Below are 17,922 nucleotides of genomic sequence, written 5' to 3'. Positions count from 1 at the left end.
TGGGTCGCGCGAGAATCGTGACGTGCGGATCGCGATCACGGCGACGGGCGCTGGGCGCGTGGCGATCGGCGACCCCGACGGCCCGGAGCGCCACGAGGTCGACCGGGAGCACCTCCCCGCCCTCGTCGCCCGGCTCGAGGCCGAGCACGCGCCTCGTTGGGTCTGGCGCGACACCCGGGAGTGGGCGCCGTTGCTGCTCGCGCACGGGGTGAGGGTCGCCCGCTGTCACGACCTGCGGTTGTGCGGCGCGATCCTGGCTTGGTCCACCGCAGTGGCGACCGCGCGAGACGAGGCGCCCGCCCGCCCCGAGTGGCTGCCACCGGGTCCGGCCGAGGCCCCGGTCGACGAACCGGTCGCCCCCGTGGCATCCGTGGCCGCCCACGCCGCGCTCTTCGAGCTCGACGCACCCAGCGAGATCCGCAGCGGCGACGGGTCGCGGCCTCCGTCGCTCGCCGATCTCGACGCCGAGCACGACCGGCAGCTCGCGCTGGCGGATGCCGCGGACTCGCCGGGCGCGATGCGGCTCCTGCTCGCCGCCGAATCGGCGGGCGCGCTCGTGGCGGCGGAACTGCGGACCGCCGGACTGCCGTGGGACCGCGGTGAGCACGAGCGGGTGCTCGAGGCGGCACTGGGACCGCGCCCGGCGCCGGGCCGCAAGCCCGACCGCATGGAGGAACTCGCGCGGGCCGTTCGCGAGGCCCTCGACGCGCCGTCGCTGAACGTCGACTCGCACGCCGACCTCCTCCGAGCCCTGCGCGCGGCGGGGATCGGCGTCGGATCGACCGCCCGGTGGGAGCTGCGCGAGCACGACCACCCCGCGATCGAGCCGCTCCTGGCCTACAAGCGCCTCGCCCGCCTCTGGTCGGCGAACGGGTGGGCGTGGCTCGACGAGTGGATCGTCGACCGGCGCCTCCGCGCCGAGTACGTGGCCGGCGGCACGGCCACGGGGCGCTGGGCCACCTCGGGCGGGGGAGCGCTGCAGTTGCCGAAGGTCGTCCGCGGCGCGGTCACCGCCGACGAGGGATGGTCGCTCGTCGTCGCCGACGCGTCGCAACTCGAACCGCGCGTCCTCGCGGCGCTCGCGCGCGACCCGGCGATGGCGGCGGCCGGACGCGGTCGCGACCTGTACCGCGCGATCGTCGACGCGGGCGTCGTCGAGAGCCGCGACGAGGCGAAGGTCGCGCTGCTCGGCGCGATGTACGGGGCCACCTCGGGCGACAGCGGCCGGCTCGTCCCGAGGCTCGGCCGGGCCTACCCGCGCGCCATGGCGCTCGTCGACGACGCCGCGCGGACCGGCGAGGCCGGACGCCGGGTGACCACCCTGCTCGGGCGCTCGTCACCCCTGCCGCCGACGAGTTGGCATGAGACCCAGGCTCGGGCGAACGGCGTCGACGCGACGGCCGCCGACGAGCGTCGCGCCCGGTCCGCTGCGCGCGACTGGGGTCGATTCACCCGGAACTTCGTGGTGCAGGGCACCGCGGCCGAGTGGGCCCTGTGCTGGATGGCGTCGCTGCGTCCCCGGTTGGCGGCGATGTCCCTGCCGCCGGGTGCTCCGCCAGCGTCAGCGTCGGGTCCGGCATTCGAACGGATGCCGCACCTGGTGTACTTCCTCCACGATGAGCTCATCGTGCACGCGCCGGAAGGGCTCACCGGGGCCGTCGCGGATGCCGTCCGCGAATCTGCGGCCGAGGCTGGGCGCCTCCTGTTCGGCGAGGCCCCCGTCGAGTTCCCGCTCGACCTCGACATCGTGCGGAGCTACGCGGCCGTGTCCTGATCGCCGTCAGGGCGCTCCGGCGGGATCGCCGACCGTCGTGGCCGCCGGACTGGCGGGCCGTCGCCCGCGGCGCGGGCGCTCGGCACTGGGTGCGAAGGCGGCGTCGGCGACATCCGTTCGCCCGACGGCCTCGAGCCACCGCAGCGCCGCCTCGGCCGTGAGCACGTCGGCGGACGAGGAGAGGCGCGCGAGGCGTGCTCGCCCGGGTGCGGCGTCTGCGGCATCCGCGGCATCCGCCGGGTCGACGGTGGCCGCGGCGGCGCGGCGATCGTCCCATCTCGCGCGCTCCGCCGCCAGCACCGCAGCGGCATCGACGCCCGGCATGGACAGGGCGATCAGCACGCGGTCGACCGTCTCATGCCACGGGTCCGCGCCGGCGGCGTCCTCGCCGGCCAGCCAGGCTTCGGCGGCAGTGCGGCCGGAAGGAGTGATGCGGTGGAGGGGCAGGCCGTCATCGGTCGCGCCGGCCGGCTCGACCAGCCCGCGGGCCGTGAGACGGTCGAGCGTGGAGTAGATCTGCCCGACGTTCACCGTGCGCCGACCACCCGTGCGCTCGGCCAGGCCGCCGCGCAACTGGAAGCCGTACGCCGGTCCGTTCAGCAGGAGGACGAGCAGCGCATCCCGTACGGCCACGTGGTCTCCTTCGCCCGGGCGATCGAACTCACCCGGTATGCAGTTTAGGCCAGAGGCTTGTGATCGTGCGGCGGTCGCGCCATACTCGAACTGACGAGTCGCATCGTCGTCCAATCGAACACGTCGCTCACGCCGAGCCGCCCGTTTCCGAGGTCGTAGGGGAAGACGCACCTCACGAGAAACGGAGCAGGAGATGGCGGAGCAGTTCACGCGGGCCGCGCGCGCCGCGCGAGGCATGCTGTTCGTGCACTCGTCGCCGCGGGCGCTGAGCCCCCATGTCGAATGGGCGGTGGGCCGCGCGCTCGGCACACCGGTCAACTTCGACTGGGCCGACCAGCCCGTGCTGCCCGGGACCATGCGCACCGAGTACTCGTGGACCGGGGATCCCGGTGCGGGCGCCCGCATCGCGTCGGCGCTCCGCGGATGGGAGCAGCTCCGGTTCGAGGTGAGCGAGGATCCCGCCCCCGGGAACGACGGATCGCGTTGGATGCACACGCCCGAGCTCGGGGTGTTCTTCGCGCAGACCGACTCCGCCGGCAACGTGGTCGTGCCCGAGGACCGCATCCGCTACGCGATGGAGATCGCGGCCTTCGACGCGGGCGAGCTCCATCGAGAGCTGCGACTCGCCCTCGGACAGGCGTGGGACGACGAGCTCGAGCCGTTCCGTCACGCCAGCGATTTCGCCCCGGTCGTCTGGTTGCACCGCGTGGGGTGATGCACGCCGCACGCGGTGGCGCGACGCGCCCGCCGGTCGACCTGGTCCCGGTAGCGCACGACCGAAACCGCAGCGGCGACGCAGAAGGCCCCGGCACCGTGAGGTGCCGGGGCCTTCGCGTCGAACGACGGGTGTCGCCGGATGCCGCGGCTCAGGCCGTGCGGAACGCGGCGACCGCGTTGTGCCCGCCGAACCCGAACGAGTTGCTGATCGCGATGAGCTCGCCGTCGCCCAGGGAGCGCGGCGTGGTGACCACGTCGAGCGGGATCTCCGGGTCCTGGTCCGACAGGTTGATCGTCGGCGGGGCCGTGCGCTCGTGGAGCGCGAGGACGGTGAAGATCGCCTCGATCGCACCGGCACCGCCGAGGAGGTGACCGGTCGACGCCTTGGTCGCGGTGACCGCGATCCCCTCGAGGCCGTCGCCGAAGATGCGGCGGAGGGCGTTGTACTCGGCGATGTCGCCGACCGGGGTGCTCGTCGCGTGCGCGTTGACGTGCCGGACGTCGGACAGCGATGCGCCGGCGCCCTCGATGGCGGACTTCATCGCGCGCGCCGCGGCCGACCCCTCGGGGTCGGGCGCGGTGATGTGGTACGCGTCGCTGGTGATCGCACCGCCCAGGAGCTCGGCGTAGATCCGGGCGCCACGGGCCTTGGCGTGCTCCTCGGTCTCGAGCACGAGCGCCGCGCCGCCCTCGCCCATCACGAATCCGTCGCGGCCGACGTCGTAGGGGCGCGACGCGACGGCCGGGTCGTCGTTGCGGCGCGACAGCGCCTGCATCGAGTTGAAGGAAGCGATGGTGATCGGGTGGATCGCCGATTCGGATCCGCCCGCGATGACCACGTCGGCGATGCCGTCCTGGAGCTGCTCCCACGCGTTCACGAGCGACTCGGTGCTCGACGCGCACGCGGACACGACCGTGCGGATGCCGGCACGTGCGTGCAGGTCCATCCCGACCGCCGCGCCCGGGCCGTTCGGCATCAGCATCGGGACCGTCATGGGCAGCACGCGGCGCGTGCCGCGCTCGCGCAGGGTGTCCCACGCGTCGAGCAGCGTCCACACGCCGCCGATGCCGGTCGCCCAGGCCACGGCGAGCCGCTCGGGCTCGACCTCGGGAGAACCCGCGTCGGCCCAGGCCTCACGTCCGGCGATGAGCGCGAACTGGCTCGACGGGTCGAGCCGCTTGAGCTCGTGGCGCTCGAGCGATTCGGACGCCGGCACCTTGGCCGTCGCGGCGAAGGTCACGGGCAGGTCGTACTGCTCCACCCACTCGGCCTCGAGGGTGCGCGCACCGGACTCACCGGCGAGCAGGGCGTTCCAGCTGTCACGGGCGGTGCCGCCGATCGGCGAGGTCGCACCGATACCCGTGATCACGATCTTCTTGGTCATACGAGGAAACTCCGTGGGGAAAAGACGGGCGGGCCGGCTTCACCGGCCCGCCCGTGCACTAGGCCTGGGCCTTGACGATGAAGTCGACGGCGTCGCCGACGGTCTTGAGGTTCTTGACCTCCTCGTCGGGGATCTTCACGTCGAACTTCTCCTCGGCGTTGACGACGATCGTCATCATCGAGATGGAGTCGATGTCGAGGTCATCGGTGAACGACTTGTCCAGCTCAACCGTGTCGGTCGCGATGCCGGTCTCGTCGTTGATGAGCTCGGCCAGGCCGGCAAGCACTTCTTCGTTGGACAATGCCATGGTTCTTCTCCTTGAGGGGTGTCTCGTTGACCGAGACACAGTCTAGATGGACGGGGGACGGCGGCTCAGGGGAGAACCACCACTTGGGCGCCGAACACGAGGCCGGCGCCGAAGCCGATCTGGAGCGCGAGGCCGCCGGAGAGTTCCGGACGCTCCTCGAGCAGGCGGTGCATCGCGAGGGGGATGGACGCGGCCGAGGTGTTGCCCGTGGTGGCGATGTCGCGGCCGATCGCGACGGACTCGGGCAGCTTCAGCTGCTTGGCGAACTCGTCGATGATCCGCATGTTCGCCTGGTGGGGGATGAAGGCGGCGAGGTCGTCGCCCGTGATGCCCGCGGCATCCAGGGCCTGCTTGGCGACCTTCGCCATGTCCCACACCGCCCAGCGGAACACCGTCTGGCCCTCCTGCCGCAGGGTCGGCCACTCCGACCGACCCTCGCGGAAGTCGATGAGCGTGTGGTTCATGCCCACGGCGCCCGCCTTGGACCCGTCCGAGCCCCACACGGTCGCGCCGATGCCCGGCGTCTCGCTCGGCCCGATGACGACCGCGCCGGCGCCGTCGCCGAGGAGGAACGAGATGGTCCGGTCGGTGGGGTCGACGACGTCGGAGAGCTTCTCGGCGCCGATGACGAGCGCGTACCGGGCCGCGCCGGTGCGGATCAGCGCGTCCGCCTGCGCGACGGCGTAGGCGTAGCCCGCGCACGCGGCGTTCATGTCGTAGGCCGCCGCGGGGTTCGCCCCGACGCGGTCGGCGACGACGGCGGCGATCGACGGCGTCTGCTGCACGTTCGAGATGGTGGCCACGATCACGAGGTCGACCTGGTCGGCCGGAACGCCCGAGCGCTCGATCGCCTCGCGTCCGGCCTCCGTCGCGAGGTCGACCGCGAGCACGTCCTCACCGGCGCGCACGCGTGTGACGATGCCGGTCCGCTGGCGGATCCACTCGTCCGACGAGTCGATGGGTCCGACCAAGTCGTCGTTGGGCACCGCGTTCTCGCCGCGGGCGGCGCCCACGGAGTAGAGGCGCGTGTGCGCAGGACCGTGCGACTGGGTGAGCGTGGGGTGCGTCATGCGTTCTCTCGTGTTCGGTGGGACTAGGCGGCCTGCGCGAGCAGCTCGATGGCGGCCGGCAGGTCGTCGGGCGTCTTGACGGCGACGGTCGGCACGCCCTTGAGCGCACGCTTGGCGAGGCCGACGAGGGCGCCCGCGGGCGCCAGCTCGATGATCCCCGTGACGCCGGCCTCGACGAAGGACGCCATGCAGCGATCCCAGCGGACGGGCGAGGCGACCTGGCCGACGAGCAGCTCGACGAACGAGGCTCCGGATGCCACGGGGGAGCCGTCGCGGTTCGTCCAGAGCGTGAGGTCCGGGTCGGAGGCGGACACGGAGAGCGCGACCTCGGCCAGACGTTCGCGCGCGGGCTGCATGTACCGGGTGTGGAACGCGCCCGCGACCTGCAGCGGGATGACCCGCGCACCGGCGGGCGGCTCGGCCTTGAGCTGCTCGAGCGCGTCCACGGCTCCGGCGACGACGATCTGGCCGCCGCCGTTGAAGTTCGCGGGCTCGAGGCCGAGCGTTTCGAGCCGGGCGAGGAGCTCGGTCTCGTCGGCGCCGATCACGGCGCTCATGCCGGTGGGCTCGAGCGCCGCGGCATCCGCCATCGCCCGACCGCGCTCGGCGACGAAGCGCATGGCGTCGGCTGCGTCGAGCACGCCCGTCGCCGCAGCGGCGGTGATCTCGCCGACGGAGTGGCCCGCGACGCCGCCGATCGCGGCGCGGCGGCCCTCGGCGGCCAGCGCGTCGAACGCGAGGATGCCCGCGGCCACGATGAGCGGCTGCGCGATCGCCGTGTCGCGGATGGTGTCGGCGTCGCTCTCGGTGCCGTGGCGCGTCAGGTCGGCGCCGGCGGCCTCGGACAGCGCCGAGAGACGGTCGGCGAACGAGGGCTCGGCGAGCCAGGGTGCGAGGAAACCGGGGGTCTGGGAGCCCTGACCAGGGCAGACGACGACGATCACCGTCTCAGTCTGCCAATGACCTCAGCGCCGTGAGTGTGCACTCGCGACAAGGTATCGGCGAAGACGTTGTGACGGCAGCACATAGTGGGCGTCAGCTCGCGGAGCGTCGACGCGGAACCGCCTCATGATCGCTCATCGAGCCGATGATGAGCGCGGACTGGAGGATGAGCGCTTCGCGTGCGCCCGTGGCATCCCAGCCGATCACGTCGGAGACCCGCTTCAAGCGGTAGCGCACCGTGTTCGGATGCACGAAGAGCTCGCGTGCCGTCGCCTCGAGCGAACGGCCGTTGTCGAGGTAGCTCCACAGGGTGGTGAGCAGCTCGGTGGAGTGGGCCTGGAGCGGCCGGTAGATGCGGTGGACGAGCGTGGCGCGAGCGAGCGGGTCGCCCGCGAGCGCGCGCTCGGGCAGCAGGTCGTCGGCGTGCACCGGGCGCGGTGCGTGCCGCCACGAGCGGGCCACCGCGAACCCTGCGAGCGCCGCCTTCGCGCTCTTGCCGGCGTCGACCAGGTTCGGCACCTCGTGGCCCAGCACCAGGTGACCCGCGCCGAAGTGCGGCTCGAGCTGCGTCGCGATCTCGAGGAACGTCAGTGCGGGGGCGGTGCCGACCGCGTCGTCGGGCTCGCTGCCACGCGGCTCCGCGCGCCCGATGACCACGACGAGCCGATTGCCCTGCACGCCGACCAGCACGTCGGCCTGCATGTGCCGTGCCGCGCGGCGGACCTGGTCGACGTCGAACAGCTTCGGGGCCGTGCCGACGAGCACCGCCACCTCGCCGTGCCCGTGCCACCCGAGGGCGGCGATCCGGCTCGGCAGCTCGTCGTCGTACTCGCCCGACAGGATCGAATCGACGACGAGCGCCTCGAGCCTCGCGTCCCACAGGCCGCGAGCCTCGGCGGCGCGCGCGTAGACGTCGGCGGCCGCGAACGCGATCTCGCGCGAGTAGAGCAGGATCGCCTCCCGGAGCGGCTCGCCGCCGTCCTTGACGCGCTCTTCGACGACCTCGACGGTCACCCGGATGAGCTGCAGCGTCTGCTGGAGGCTCACCGAGCGCAGCAGCTCACGCGGGGCGGCGCCGAAGACGTCGGCCGCGATCCACGGCGTCGACTTCGGGTCGTCGAACCACGCGATGAAGGAGGAGATCCCGGCTTGGGCGACGAGGCCGACCGCGGAGCGGCGGCTCGGCGGCATGTCCCCGTACCAGGGCAGGGTGTCTTCCAGGCGCTTGAGGGTCTGGGTCGACAGTTCGCCCGCGATGGTTCGCAACCACGCGAGCGTCTCCGCCTTCGTCCGGGGCTTCGTCGCCACAGCCGGGAGCCTGCTAGCTCTCGCCGCCGGCCGTGCCGGTCGTGCCCGCGTTCACGTCGTGGAGGCGGTACTTCTCAATCGCCTGCGCCGGCAGGGAGCGATCCACCTCGCCGCGATCCGCGAGGAGCTGGAGCGTGCGCACCACCACCGAGGGGCCGTCGATCTTGAAGTAGCGACGCGCCGCCGGACGGGTGTCCGAGAAGCCGAACCCGTCGGCGCCCAGCGTCGCGTACTCGCCGGGAACGTACGGCCGGATCTGCTCCTGCACCGCGCGCATGAAGTCGGAGACCGCGACGAACGGGCCGCGGGCCCCCGAGAGCTTCTGCGTCACGTAGGGCACGCGCCGCTCGGCATCCGGGTGGAGGAAGTTGTGCTCGTCGACCGCCAGGCCGTCGCGGTTCAGCTCCGACCAGCTCGTGACCGACCAGACGTCGGCCGACACGCCCCAGTCCTGGGCCAGCAGCTCCTGGGCCTCGAGGATCCACGGCACCGCGACGCCCGAAGCGAGCAGCTGGGCCTTCGGGCCCTCGGCGTGCGACTCGGCGACCCGGTGGATGCCGCGGACGATGCCCTCGACGTCGACGCCCTCCGGCTCGGCGGGCTGCACGAGCGGCTCGTTGTACACCGTGAGGTAGTACATGACGTTCGGATCGGGGTGGTTGCCGCCGTACATCCGGTCGAGTCCGGAGCGGACGATGTGGCCGATCTCGTACCCGTAGGCCGGGTCGTAGGACACCACCGCGGGGTTCGTCGCGGCGAGCAGCGGCGAGTGGCCGTCGGCGTGCTGCAGGCCCTCGCCCGTGAGCGTGGTGCGACCAGCGGTCGCGCCGATCATGAAGCCGCGCGTCATCTGGTCGCCGGCGGCCCAGATGGCGTCGCCGGTGCGCTGGAACCCGAACATCGAGTAGAAGACGTAGATCGGGATGAGCGGCTCGCCCTGCGTGGAGTACGACGTGCCCAGCGCGGTGAACGCGGCGAGCGCGCCGGCCTCGTTGATGCCGACGTGGACGATCTGGCCCTGCGGGCTCTCCTTGTAGGCCAGGAGCAGCTCACGGTCCACCGACGTGTAGTGCTGGCCCATCGGGTTGTAGATCTTCGCGTTCGGGAAGAACGCGTCCATGCCGAAGGTGCGCGCCTCATCGGGGATGATCGGCACGATGCGGTTGCCGAAGTCCTTCGAGCGCATGAGGTCCTTGAGCAGGCGGACGAACGCCATCGTCGTGGCGACCTCCTGCGTGCCGGAGCCCTTCTTCGCGATCGCGTAGGCGGAGTCGTCCGGCAGGGAGATGGCGGTGTGCTTCGTGCGGCGCTCGGGCAGGTACCCGCCGAGCTCGCGACGGCGCTCGTGGAGGTACTGGATCGCCTCGTCGTCGTTGCCGGGGTGGTAGTACGGCGGGAGGTAGGGGTTCTCCTCGAGCTGCGCATCGGAGATCGGGATGCGCATCGTGTCCCTGAAGGTCTTCAGGTTGTCGAGGGTCATCTTCTTCATCTGGTGCGTGGCGTTGCGGCCCTCGAAGGACGGGCCGAGACCGTAGCCCTTGATGGTCTTCGCGAGGATGACGGTGGGCTGGCCCTTGTGCTCGGTGGCGGCCTTGAACGCCGCGTACACCTTGCGGTAGTCGTGGCCGCCGCGCTTGAGGCCCCAGACCTGGTCGTCGGTGAGGTCCTTCACGAGCTCGAGCGCCCGCGGGTCGCGACCGAAGAAGTTCTCGCGCACGTAGGCGCCCGACTCGGCCTTGTAGGTCTGGTAGTCGCCGTCGGGCGTCACGTTCATGAGGTTGCGGAGCGCGCCGTCGTGGTCGCGGGCGAGCAGGTCGTCCCACTCGCGGCCCCAGACGACCTTGATGACGTTCCAGCCGGCCCCGCGGAAGAAGCTCTCCAGCTCCTGAATGATCTTGCCGTTGCCGCGGACCGGGCCGTCGAGGCGCTGCAGGTTGCAGTTGATGACGAACGTGAGGTTGTCGAGTCCCTCGTTCGCCGCCACCTGGAGCTGGCCGCGGCTCTCGACCTCGTCCATCTCGCCGTCGCCGAGGAAGGCCCAGACGTGCTGGTCGGAGGCGTCCTTGATGCCGCGGTTGGTGAGGTACTTGTTGGCCTGCGCCTGATAGATGGCGTTGATCGGGCCGAGACCCATCGACACGGTCGGGAACTGCCAGAACTCGGGCATGAGCCGCGGGTGCGGGTACGACGAGAGGCCGTTCGGCGCGTGCGACTTCTCCTGGCGGAAGCCGTCGAGCTGGTCGGCCGACAGCCGCCCCTCGAGGTAGGCGCGGGCGTAGGTGCCGGGGGAGGCGTGGCCCTGGATGAAGATCTGGTCGCCGCCGCCGGGGTGGTCCTGGCCGCGGAAGAAGTGGTTGAAGCCGACCTCATAGAGCGCAGCGGATGACGCGTACGTCGAGATGTGGCCGCCCACGGCGATGCCCGGCCGCTGCGCGCGGTGCACGAGCATCGCGGCGTTCCAGCGGATCCACGCGCGGTAGCGGCGCTCGATCTCCTCGTCGCCGGGGAACTCGGGCTCGTTCTCGGGCGCGATCGTGTTCAGGTAGTCGGTGGTGGGCACCATCGGCACGCCCAGGTGCAGCTCCTTGGAGCGCTTGAGCAGGCTGAGCATGATCTCACGCCCGCGCTGGTGGCCCTTCTCGGCGACGAGGGCGTCGAGGGACTCCGCCCACTCGGTGGTCTCCTCCGGATCGGAGTCCATCGCCTCGACCGAGTACGGGTCCTGGTCGTTGACAGTCACACTCGACCTCTCTCTTCAGCAGATCATGCCTTGCGTTCGGTGCGTGCGCACGACGAAGCGACCGGGTTGCGGTCGGGGGCACCACGCCATCCTAGTGATTCTATGTCCGGGTGCGGGCAGCTAGGCTGGCGCCGGTTCCACCGGCCGTGAGGGAGGCGCCGTTGATCCTCGACGCGGGCGCGATCGCGCCGGAGTTCGAGCTGCCGGACCAGTTCGGCGCGCCGCAGCGGCTCGCCGATCGGCGCGGCGTGCGCGCGGTCGTCCTCGTGTTCCTGCCGTTCGCGTTCTCGCGCACGTGCACGGGCGAGCTGCGCGAGCTCGCGGCGAACGCCGCGATGTTCGACGAGGCCGGTGCCGAGGTGCTCGTGGCATCCGTCGACGCCAAGTACGCGCTGCGCGCCTGGGCCGAGGCGGAGGACGTGCGGCTCACGCTCCTGTCGGACTTCTGGCCGCACGGCGCGGTCGCCGCGAGCTACGGCGCGTTCGACGAGGCGGCCGGGTTCGCGCGCCGGGCCACGTTCGTGATCGGCGACGACGGCGTCATCCGCTCGTCGTTCGCCACGGCTCCGGGCGAGCCCCGGCCGCTCTCGGCGTACCGCTATGCCCTGGCGGCGCTCGACCGACGGTGACGGATGCCACGGGGCCCTCGGCGTACGATGGGGGAGCGCCGCGCGCGCAGGGGCCTTTAGCTCAGTTGGTAGAGCGCCACGCTTACACCGTGGATGTCGTCGGTTCGAGCCCGGCAGGGCCCACGCGGAGCACGTCTCGGCTGCGGCGCTAGGCTGGGGCGCGTGCCAGTCCTCCTCGCCGACGTCCTCTCGACCGTGGAGCGCCTGTGGCCCGTCTCGGGCGCTGAGGCGTGGGACGCTCCCGGACTCGTGACCGGCGATCCGGCACGCGAGGTGTCCCGCGTGCGACTCGTCGTCGACGCGGTCGCGGCGACGGTCGACGAGGCGGTCGCCGCCGGCGACGACCTCGTGATCGCCCACCACCCGCTGCTCCTGCGCGGGGTGACCTCCGTGGCCGAGGACCGCTACAAGGGCGCCCTGCTCGCTCGGCTGATCCGCGCCGACTGCGCGCTCGTGGCAGCCCACACCAACGCCGACGTGGTCGAGTCCGGCACCTCGGCGGTGCTCGCCGAGCGCCTCGGGCTGCTCGACGCCCGCCCGATCGTCCCGAACGCGACGGATGCCGCGCGCGGGCTCGGACGCGTCGGCCGACTCGCCGAGCCGACGACCCTCGGCCGCCTCGCTCGACACCTGGCCGACCTGCTGCCCGCCACCGCCGGCGGCGTCCGCGTCGCGGGCGGGTACGAGGCGCCCGTCGAGACCGTGGCGGTGTGCGGCGGGGCGGGCGACTCCCTGCTCGCCGATCCGGCCGTGCGTGCCGCGGACGTCTACGTCACGGCCGACCTGCGGCACCATCCCGCCTCCGAGGCGCGGGAGCAGGCCCTGCTCGGCGGAGGCCCGGCGCTCGTGGACGTGTCCCACTGGGCGAGCGAGTGGCTGTGGCTCGAGGCGGCCGCGGCGGAGCTCCGCGAGGCCCACCCCGACCTCGAGGTCGTCGTGAGCGACCTGAACACCGACCCGTGGGACTTCCTGGTCGTCCAGTGACCCGTCCCGCCCCGACCACCCCTCCGAGGAGCACCACGTGAAGGCCAGCCCCGCCGACCAGCAGCAGCTGCTGCGACTCCAGTCCATCGACACGCGCCTGCAGCAGCTCGCGCACCGACTCCGCTCGCTGCCGCAGACCGCCGACCTGCAGGCCCTGGCCGAGCGCGACGCCGGCGTGCGCGGCCGCCGGGCCGAGGCCGTCGGCGCGCTCGAGGACGCGCGTGCCGAGCTCGGTCGGATCGAGTCCGACGTCGAGGTCGTGGAGAAGCGCATCGCCCGCGACGGCGAGCGGCTCACGCACACGTCGTCGATGAAGGACGTCGCCGCGCTCGAATCCGAGCTCGTGTCGCTGCGCAAGCGCCTCGCCGACCTCGAGGACCTCGAGCTGGTGGTCATGCAGAAGGTCGAGGACGCCGAGGCGCGCGTCGCCGCGATCGACGAAGAGCGCGCGGCCATCGCCGCCGACACCGCGCGCCTCGAGGGCGAGCGCGACGAGGCGGCGGGCGGCCTGGGCGTCGAGCGCGACGGCGCCGAGCGCGATCGCGCGGCGATCGCCGCCACGATCCCGGACGACCTGCTCGCCTTCTATGAGCAGCGCCGCACTCGGGGCGCGGGCGTGGGCGCCGCCCTCCTGCGCCAGCGCACGTGCAGCGGCTGCACCATCACGCTCACCGGATCCGACCTCGACGCCGTGCGGCGCGCGGCGCCCGACGAGGTCGTGCAGTGCCCCGAGTGCGACCGGATCCTGGTCCGCACCGACGAATCCGGCCTCTGACGGCCGATGCCGAGGGGAGCTCGGGAGCTGCGTCCGATACCCTTGAAGGGCGAGCGGGTCGGCAAGACGGCCGCGTCGCCCGAGTTATCGGGCGCCGAGGAACGTCCGGGCTCCGCAGGGCAGGACGGTGGGTAACGCCCACCCGGGGTGACCCGCGAGACAGTGCCACAGAAAGCAGACCGCCTCGGGCTTCGGCCCGCGGTAAGGGTGAAACGGTGGGGTAAGAGCCCACCAGCGGCCGCGGTGACGCGGTCGGCTCGGTAAACCTCGTCCGGAGCAAGGCCAGACAGGGAACGATGGGGCTGCCCGTCCCGTTCCCGGGTAGGCCGCTGGAGGGTCGCGGCAACGCGACTCCGAGAGAGATGGTCGTCCAGCCGGTGTCGCGCAAGCGCCCGGTGAACAGAACCCGGCGTATCAGCCGGCCCGCTCGCGCCCCGGACCTCCGCCGCCCGCCGTCAGGCGTTGGCGGCGAGTGCGGCCGCGCCGAGGAGCCCGGCGTTGTTCCGGAAGGCCGCCGGCACGATCGGCGTGTCGAGGGAGAGCAGCGGCAGGAACTCGCGGTGGTGCTTCGACACCCCGCCGCCGACCACGAACAGGTCGGGGCTGAAGAGGAACTCGACGTGCGAGTAGTACCGCTGCAGCCTCGCGGCCCACTCGGCCCACGACAGGTCCTCGCGTTCCATGGCCGAGTACGCGGCGCGCTCCTCGGCGTCGTGGCCGTCGAGCTCGAGGTGACCCAGCTCGGTGTTCGGCACGAGCACGCCGTCGTAGAGGAAGGCCGAGCCGATGCCGGTGCCGAGCGTCGTCAGGATCGCCAGGCCCCGCTCGCCCCTCGCCGCGCCGAAGCGCGCCTCGGCGTAGCCGGCGGCATCCGCGTCGTTGATGAAGTGGATGTCGCTGCCGAGCTCGCGCTCGAAGAGCTGCTCGGCCTGGAGCCCGATCCACTCCTCGGAGATGTTCGCGGCCGACAGCGTGCGCCCGTGGCGGACGATGGCCGGGAAGCACACGCCGAGGGGGAGACCGGCGTGGCCCTGCTCGCCGATCGTCTCCAGCAGTCGCCGCGTGGCCTCGAGGATGTCGGCCGGACGGCCGCCCTTCGGGGTCTTGACCTTGATGCGCTCGGTCACGAGCTCGCCGGTGCCGAGGTCGACGACCGCGCCCTTGATGCCCGTGCCGCCGATGTCGATCCCGATCGCACGTTCAGTCGCCATGGCGCCACCCTATCGCGGGGCTCCCGGCGGGCGTTCAGGGCAGCGTCAGGATCTCCGCGCCGCGCTCGGTGACGACGAGGGTGTGCTCGAACTGGGCGGTGCGCGATCGGTCGCGGGTCACCACGGTCCAGTCGTCGTCCCAGAGGTCCCACTCGATCGTGCCGAGGGTGAGCATGGGCTCGATCGTGAACACCATGCCCGGCTCGATCACCGTCGTCGCGTTCGGGTCGTCGAAGTGGGGGATCACGAGGCCCGTGTGGAAGGCGCGGCCGACGCCGTGTCCGGTGTAGTCGCGGACGACGCCGTACCCGAAACGCCTCGCGTACGACTCGATCGCGCGTCCGATGACGTTGACCTGCCGCCCGGGGGCGACGGCGCGGATGCCGCGGGCGAGCGCTTCGCGCGTGCGCTCCACGAGCAGCCGCGTCTCGTCGCCGGCCTCGCCGACCACGAACGTGTGGTTGAGGTCGCCGTGGTAGCCGTCGAGGTACGCGGTGACGTCGATGTTCACGAGGTCGCCGTCCTGGAGCACGGTGTCGTCGGGGATGCCGTGGCAGATCACCTCGTTCACCGACGTGCACGAGGACTTCGGGTACCCGCGGTAGCCGAGCGTCGACGGGTAGGCGCCGTGGGCCACCACGTACTCGTGCGCGACCCGGTCGAGTTCGTCGGTCGTCACGCCGGGGCGGATCGCGGCCGCGGCCGCCTCGATGGCGCCCGCGGCGACGCGCCCGGCCGCCCGGATGCGCTCGATCTCGTCGGGGGAGTAACGGTCGCCCGCCGTGTTCGGGGTGGGCGCGGGGCGTCCCACGTACTCGGGGCGGGGGATCGAGGCGGGCACGGCGCGCGCGGGCGACAGGCGGCCGGGGATCAGGTGGCCGTCGGGGTCCTTGGGCATAGGATCAGCCTATGTCGCGAGACACCGAGCATCAGTTCTGGTACAACCTCAACACCGGCGAGGTCGAGGAGGGCATGGTCTCCCCGGCCGTCGAGCGCGTGGGGCCGTTCGAGACGCGGGCCGAGGCCGAGCGCGCGCTCGAGATCCTCCGCGCGAACAGCGCCAAGTGGGCCGAGGAGGAGGCCGCCGAGGACTGAGCCCTCCGCGTCGGGCCCGCGGGGCGGGCTCGGCTCAGTAGGAGTGCTCCTCGGTCGGGTACGCCCCCGAGGCGACATCCGCTCGCCATTCGGTCGCCGCCTCGCGCAGGACGCCGGCGAGGTTCGCGTACTGCTTGACGAACTTCGGGATCCGGCCCGTGGTCAGGCCCGCCCAGTCCGTCCACACGAGCAGCTGCCCGTCGCAGTGCGGCCCGCCGCCGACCGAGATGGTCGGGATCTCGAGCAGCTCGGTCACCTGGCGGGCGGCGTCGGCCGGGACCATCTCGAGCACGACGGCGAACGCCCCAGCGTCCTGCACCGCCTCGGCGTCGGCGAGCAGCTGCTTGATGCCCTCGCCGCGTCCCTGGATGATGTGGCCGCCCAGGCCGTGCTCGCTCTGGGGCGTGTAGCCGATGTGCGCCATGACCGGGATGCCGGCGCCGACCACGCGGCGGATCTGCTTGTGGCTGCGTTCGCCGCCCTCGAGCTTGACGGCATGCGCGCCGGTCTCCTTCATGAAGCGGATGGCGGTGCGCAGCGCCTCGTCGGGACCGTTCTCGTACGACCCGAACGGCATGTCGGCCACCACGAACGCGCGCTGGACGGCGCCGGCCACCGCGCGCGTGAGCGGGATCAGCTCGTCGAGCGTGACCGGCAGCGTCGTCTCGTACCCGAGGACGTTGTTGGCCGCGGAGTCGCCGACGAGGAGGAAGTCGATGCCGGCCTCGTCGAAGATCCGGGCGGTGAGCGCGTCGTAGCTCGTGAGGCCGGTGATCTTGATGCCCTCGCGCTTGGCGTTCTGGAAGTGCCGGGTGCGCACGCGCTTGGGGCCCGGGGCCGTCTTCGCGGCACCGCCGTAGGGGTTCTCGGCCGGGGCGTTCGCGCTGTCGGATGCGGCGTCGTTCGATGCGTGCTCGGACATGCCGCAAGTCTGGCACACGTGCCATCCGCCAGATCCGGCGGCCGGTGCGACCCAGTACGCTGAGAGGGCATCGAGGAAGGGTGTGCATGGACAAGCAGCGCGACTTCGTTCTCCGGACCATCGAAGAACGCGGGGTCAAGTTCGTCAGGCTGTGGTTCACCGACGTCGTCGGCACGCTGAAATCGGTCGCGATCGCCCCGGCCGAGGTCGAGGGCGCGTTCACCGAGGGCATCGGCTTCGACGGCTCGGCCATCGAGGGCCTGAGCCGCACGTTCGAGTCCGACCTGCTCGCCTTCCCCGACCCGACCACCTTCCAGACGTTGCCGTGGCGGGGCGACATCGATCCCACGGCGCGCATGTTCTGCGACATCACCACGCCCGACGGCGAGCCCGCCGTCGCCGATCCGCGCAACGTGCTGAAGCGCACGCTCGCCCGCGCGGCCGACCGGGGCTTCACCTTCTACACGCACCCCGAGATCGAGTTCTACCTCCTGAAGTCGAGCAAGTACGGGCCCGAGGGGCCGCAGCCGGTCGACTCGGCCGGGTACTTCGACAACGTCCCGGGCGGCACCGCGCACGACTTCCGCCGTCGTTCCGTCCGCATGCTCGAAGACCTCGGCATCTCGGTCGAGTTCAGCCACCACGAGGCGGGGCCGGGCCAGAACGAGATCGACCTGCGCTACGCCGACGCGCTCACGACCGCCGACAACATCATGACCTTCCGCACGGTCGTGAAGGAGGTCGCGATCGAGCAGGGCGTGTACGCCACCTTCATGCCGAAGCCGTTCTCCGACAAGCCGGGCTCGGGTATGCACACGCACCTCTCGCTCTTCGAGGGCGACGCGAACGCGTTCTACGAGGCGGGTGCCCAGTACCAGCTGTCCAAGATCGGGCGGCAGTTCATCGCCGGCCTGCTCCGGCATGCGAACGAGATCTCCGCGGTCACCAACCAGTTCGTCAACTCGTACAAGCGGCTCTGGGGCGGCGACGAGGCGCCGAGCTTCGTCTGCTGGGGGCACAACAACCGGTCCGCGCTCGTGCGGGTCCCGCTCTACAAGCCCGGCAAGGGCCAGAGCGCGCGCGTCGAGTACCGCGCCATCGACTCGGCCGCCAACCCGTACCTCGCCTTCTCCCTGCTGCTCGCGGCCGGCATGAAGGGCATCGAGGAGGGCTACGAGCTCCCCGCCGAGGCGGAGGACGACGTGTGGGCGCTCACCGACAGCGAGCGTCGGGCGCTCGGGTACCGTCCGCTGCCGGCGAGCCTCGACCACGCCATCGAGTACATGGAGGAGTCCGAGCTCGTCGCCGACACCCTCGGCGAGCACGTGTACAACTACGTCCTCGCGAACAAGCGGGCCGAGTGGCGCGAGTACCGGTCGCAGGTCACGCCGTTCGAGTTGCAGCGCAACCTCGAGATCCTCTGACGAGCG

General features: G+C 71.9%; 17 protein-coding genes, 1 tRNA gene and 1 other RNA gene. 9 read left to right on the top strand and 10 right to left on the bottom strand.

The window, feature by feature from the left end; genetic code table 11:
* Positions 1-22 precede the first annotated feature (22 nt).
* Positions 23-1,774 (top strand): bifunctional 3'-5' exonuclease/DNA polymerase, encoded by a 1,752-nt coding sequence (locus RH861_RS16020; RefSeq protein ID WP_310521822.1) that lies wholly within the window; start codon positions 23-25, stop codon positions 1,772-1,774.
* Between the two features lie 6 nt (positions 1,775-1,780).
* Here the strand turns inward: RH861_RS16020 and RH861_RS16015 are convergent, their stop codons facing one another.
* Complete coding sequence (locus RH861_RS16015) at positions 1,781-2,407, bottom strand: PadR family transcriptional regulator (protein ID WP_310521821.1); 627 nt, start codon at positions 2,405-2,407, stop codon at positions 1,781-1,783.
* 193 nt (positions 2,408-2,600) lie between these two features.
* On the opposite strand from RH861_RS16015, the gene RH861_RS16010 reads away from it, so the two are divergent.
* The gene (locus RH861_RS16010) at positions 2,601-3,122 is read left to right on the top strand and encodes a DUF3145 domain-containing protein (protein WP_067950225.1); all 522 of its coding nucleotides are present in this window, start codon (positions 2,601-2,603) and stop codon (positions 3,120-3,122) included.
* A gap of 151 nt (positions 3,123-3,273) precedes the next feature.
* Here the strand turns inward: RH861_RS16010 and RH861_RS16005 are convergent, their stop codons facing one another.
* From RH861_RS16005 to aceE, 6 genes are all read right to left on the bottom strand, one after another.
* Positions 3,274-4,509 carry a beta-ketoacyl-[acyl-carrier-protein] synthase family protein gene (locus RH861_RS16005; protein WP_310521820.1) on the bottom strand — a complete coding sequence of 412 codons (1,236 nt, stop codon included), beginning with the start codon at positions 4,507-4,509 and terminating at the stop codon, positions 3,274-3,276.
* Positions 4,510-4,567: 58 nt separating this feature from the next.
* Positions 4,568-4,816, bottom strand: coding sequence for an acyl carrier protein (locus tag RH861_RS16000; RefSeq protein WP_067950223.1), 249 nt, complete (start codon positions 4,814-4,816; stop codon positions 4,568-4,570).
* Positions 4,817-4,881: 65 nt separating this feature from the next.
* Positions 4,882-5,886 (bottom strand): beta-ketoacyl-ACP synthase III, encoded by a 1,005-nt coding sequence (locus RH861_RS15995; protein WP_310521819.1) that lies wholly within the window; start codon positions 5,884-5,886, stop codon positions 4,882-4,884.
* Positions 5,887-5,909: 23 nt separating this feature from the next.
* Positions 5,910-6,830: an ACP S-malonyltransferase gene (locus RH861_RS15990; RefSeq protein ID WP_310521818.1), complete on the bottom strand. Its 921-nt coding sequence runs from the start codon at positions 6,828-6,830 to the stop codon at positions 5,910-5,912.
* 91 nt (positions 6,831-6,921) lie between these two features.
* Positions 6,922-8,136, bottom strand: coding sequence for a PucR family transcriptional regulator (locus RH861_RS15985; protein ID WP_067950217.1), 1,215 nt, complete (start codon positions 8,134-8,136; stop codon positions 6,922-6,924).
* Positions 8,137-8,149: 13 nt separating this feature from the next.
* Entirely contained in the window at positions 8,150-10,876 is a 2,727-nt protein-coding gene (aceE, locus tag RH861_RS15980) for a pyruvate dehydrogenase (acetyl-transferring), homodimeric type (protein ID WP_310521817.1), read from the bottom strand.
* A gap of 161 nt (positions 10,877-11,037) precedes the next feature.
* On the opposite strand from aceE, the gene RH861_RS15975 reads away from it, so the two are divergent.
* The 5 genes from RH861_RS15975 to rnpB all read left to right on the top strand — a co-directional run bounded on the left by RH861_RS15975 (position 11,038) and on the right by rnpB (position 13,694).
* Positions 11,038-11,505 (top strand): redoxin domain-containing protein, encoded by a 468-nt coding sequence (locus RH861_RS15975; protein ID WP_310521816.1) that lies wholly within the window; start codon positions 11,038-11,040, stop codon positions 11,503-11,505.
* Positions 11,506-11,555: 50 nt separating this feature from the next.
* Positions 11,556-11,628: transfer RNA gene (locus RH861_RS15970), tRNA-Val, on the top strand.
* Positions 11,629-11,667: 39 nt separating this feature from the next.
* Positions 11,668-12,489 (top strand): Nif3-like dinuclear metal center hexameric protein, encoded by an 822-nt coding sequence (locus tag RH861_RS15965; protein WP_310521815.1) that lies wholly within the window; start codon positions 11,668-11,670, stop codon positions 12,487-12,489.
* Between the two features lie 37 nt (positions 12,490-12,526).
* Positions 12,527-13,264 carry a zinc ribbon domain-containing protein gene (locus tag RH861_RS15960; protein WP_067950209.1) on the top strand — a complete coding sequence of 246 codons (738 nt, stop codon included), beginning with the start codon at positions 12,527-12,529 and terminating at the stop codon, positions 13,262-13,264.
* A 54-nt stretch (positions 13,265-13,318) separates the two neighbouring features.
* Positions 13,319-13,694: RNase P RNA component class A (gene rnpB, locus RH861_RS15955), an RNA gene on the top strand.
* A 25-nt stretch (positions 13,695-13,719) separates the two neighbouring features.
* Here the strand turns inward: rnpB and ppgK are convergent.
* The gene (ppgK, locus tag RH861_RS15950; RefSeq protein ID WP_310521814.1) at positions 13,720-14,475 is read right to left on the bottom strand and encodes a polyphosphate--glucose phosphotransferase; all 756 of its coding nucleotides are present in this window, start codon (positions 14,473-14,475) and stop codon (positions 13,720-13,722) included.
* Between the two features lie 34 nt (positions 14,476-14,509).
* A complete protein-coding gene (gene map, locus RH861_RS15945; protein ID WP_310521813.1) occupies positions 14,510-15,373 on the bottom strand; it encodes a type I methionyl aminopeptidase in 864 nt (287 codons plus the stop codon).
* An 11-nt stretch (positions 15,374-15,384) separates the two neighbouring features.
* Between map and RH861_RS15940 the strand changes: the two genes are divergently transcribed.
* Positions 15,385-15,570: an SPOR domain-containing protein gene (locus RH861_RS15940; RefSeq protein ID WP_067950202.1), complete on the top strand. Its 186-nt coding sequence runs from the start codon at positions 15,385-15,387 to the stop codon at positions 15,568-15,570.
* Positions 15,571-15,604: 34 nt separating this feature from the next.
* Here the strand turns inward: RH861_RS15940 and panB are convergent, their stop codons facing one another.
* Positions 15,605-16,492 (bottom strand): 3-methyl-2-oxobutanoate hydroxymethyltransferase, encoded by an 888-nt coding sequence (panB, locus tag RH861_RS15935; protein ID WP_067950200.1) that lies wholly within the window; start codon positions 16,490-16,492, stop codon positions 15,605-15,607.
* Positions 16,493-16,578: 86 nt separating this feature from the next.
* On the opposite strand from panB, the gene RH861_RS15930 reads away from it, so the two are divergent.
* Positions 16,579-17,916, top strand: coding sequence for a glutamine synthetase family protein (locus RH861_RS15930; RefSeq protein ID WP_067950198.1), 1,338 nt, complete (start codon positions 16,579-16,581; stop codon positions 17,914-17,916).
* Positions 17,917-17,922 lie beyond the last annotated feature (6 nt).

Origin of the sequence: Agromyces indicus, from assembly GCF_031432295.1 — a bacterium.
Taxonomy (GTDB): Bacteria; Actinomycetota; Actinomycetes; order Actinomycetales; family Microbacteriaceae; genus Agromyces; species Agromyces indicus.
This window is presented reverse-complemented; position numbering and strand designations above follow the sequence as displayed.